Source organism: Luteitalea sp., assembly GCA_009377605.1.
Classification (GTDB): domain Bacteria; phylum Acidobacteriota; class Vicinamibacteria; order Vicinamibacterales; family Vicinamibacteraceae; genus WHTT01.
On the sequence record WHTT01000193.1, the window covers coordinates 1 to 2,447 of the forward strand.

The window sequence follows — 2,447 nt, forward strand, 5'->3', positions numbered from 1 at the left end:
CGCTTCCCTATCGAGCCCCGGAGCAGTTGGCGGTGTTATGGACCGAGGATCCAACGCAGAACCTGTACGAAGGCCGATCAGCCGATTGGAATGTCGCACAGTGGCGGTGTCAGAGTCAGAGCTTCGCGGACATCGCCATCTTCGATAGCGTGGGCTCGACGCTGACGGGCGCAGACGGCACAGAACGGATCGCGGGCGCCAGCATCTCGCACAACCTGTTTCAGGTCCTCGGCGTTCGGCCCGTGCGCGGACGCAGCGTCTCGACCGAAGAAGCCGCCGAGCGGCAGCGCCTGGTCCTGATCAGTCATCGCTTCTGGCAGGCGCGGTTCGGAGGCTCGAGCGAGGCGATCGGCGCGACCATCGTGCTCGACGGGCGGCCTGCCCAGATCATCGGCATCCTCCCTGCCGGGTTTCAGGTCGGGAGCTTCGATGCAGACGTGTGGCAGCCGAACGGAAGGTTGGAGGACTGTGAATCCGGCCGCAGCGCGCGTCGCGGAGACACGCAGGAGTGGTTCGTCGTTGGGAGACTTCGACCGGAGGTGACAGTCGACCAAGCCCAAGCGGAGATGAGCGCAATCGCCCGCCGTCTTAACGATCAGTCGCCGGCGGCCGAGCGGACCCGGGGCATCAGCGTCGTCCCGTTCAGCCTCCACATGGTCGAATCCCGTTCGCGGTTGGCGTTGTGGATGCTTGGCGGCGCGGTGTTGTGCGTGCTCCTCATTGCCGCGGCCAACGTCGCAAGCCTCTCGCTGGCGCGCAGCGTCGGCCGCGCGCGCGAGCTGGCCGTTCGCGTCGCGCTCGGGGCGAGCGCCGGGCGGATCGTGCGACAGTTGCTTACCGAAAGCCTCGTGCTCGCCGTCGTCTCGGGCGTGATCGGCACACTGCTCGCGGTCGCAGGCATCCGCTTCATCCGTGCCAACGGGCCGGACGACCTCGCGCGTCTGAACGAGGCGAGCCTCGATCTGCGCGTGCTCGGCTGGGCGCTGGCCATCTCTCTTCTGACGGGCATCCTGGTGGGACTGGCGCCCGCGATGACGACGCTGCGCCGTAACGTCCGGCCATCGGGGGAGGAGGGTGGCAGAAGCGTCGCGGGTGGCGCGGCCACGCGCCGGATCCGCCGCGCGCTCGTGGTGGCGGAGTTTGCGCTCGCGATCGTCCTGCTCGTCGGCGCGGGCCTCCTGGTTCGAAGCTGGTGGCACGTGGGGCAGATTGATCCGGGTTTCAGGCCCGAGCGGGTCCTTGCGGTGGATCTCTCCAGCCCGACACGCTTCAGGAGCGATTTCTACCATCGCGTGCTTGAACAGATTCAGGCGGTTCCCGGTGTGGAGAGCGCCGGCATCAGCGACGATTTCTTCATCTCGAATCCCAAGGTGCTGGCCCTTACCACCGAAGGAGACGATGGAACGGTGTCCGAACGCCTGCGCCTCGCGAGAGACGAGGTCAGCGTGGATTTCTTCAAGACCCTTGGGACGCCGCTGCTCCGAGGTCGCTTCTTTTCGGCCGCGGACGGGCCCGACGCGCCGCGCGTGGCGATCGTCAATGAGGCGATGGCTCGCCGCCTGTGGCCCGCCCGCGATGCGGTGGGAAGACGCTTCAAGCTTGGTCCCGCCGATGCTGACAGCCCGTGGTTCACCGTCGTGGGCGTCGTGGCGAACATGCGCCGCCAGGGACTGGAGCGCGAGCCGATCCCGCAGATGTTCGTGTCGCTCGCACAGAGTCCTCCCAGCACCAGCAGCGTGGGCCTGTTCATCCGAACGTCGGCGGACGACCCGGTGGGCATGGCTGGGGCACTTCGGGCGGCCGTCGGCCGCGTGGACAAGCGTGCGTTCATCGATGGCGTGGCGCCCCTGGAACGTCAGCTCGGAACCTACCTCACGCAGCGCCGCTTCCAGACCTCCCTCGTCGTCGGGTTCTCCGCGGTAGCGCTGCTGATGGCCGCCATCGGGATCTACGGGCTCATCCAGTACTCGGTCGCGACGCGCACGCAGGAAATCGGGCTCCGCATGGCGATGGGTGCACGGACCAGCGACATCTTCCGCATGATCATCGGTGAAGGGTTGGTGATGAGCCTGAGCGGTCTCGCGCTCGGGCTCATGGGCGCCCTGTGGGTGGGTCAGGCGGCTCGAAGTCTCCTGTTCGGGGTGACCGCCACCGATCCGTGGACGTTCATGACTCTCTCGCTGTTGCTCACTGCGGTCGCCGCGGCCGCTTGTTATGTCCCAGCGCGGCGCGCGACCAAGGTCGATCCGGCCGTGGCGTTGCGGGTGGAGTAGCGGCTCGCTGCCGTCCAGCGGAAGCGGACCAGCCCCATGGTGGCGCGCTTCCTGGAGTCGCTGTCATGAATCTCCGTGCGCTGGTCGCACGCGTCCTGGGTTTCCTTCGAAGCAGGCGGGTCGAGCGCGAGCTGGATCACGAAATCCTGGCGCATCTAGAACAAGCAGAACTGG

At 67.1% G+C, this 2,447-nt stretch carries 1 protein-coding gene; it reads left to right on the forward strand.

Translation table 11 applies throughout. The features are described 5' to 3' along the window. On the forward strand, positions 1 to 2,273 hold a 2,273-nt coding region (locus GEV06_28365; GenBank protein MPZ21766.1), incomplete at its 5' end, for an FtsX-like permease family protein. Between the last annotated feature and the right edge of the window lie 174 nt (positions 2,274 to 2,447).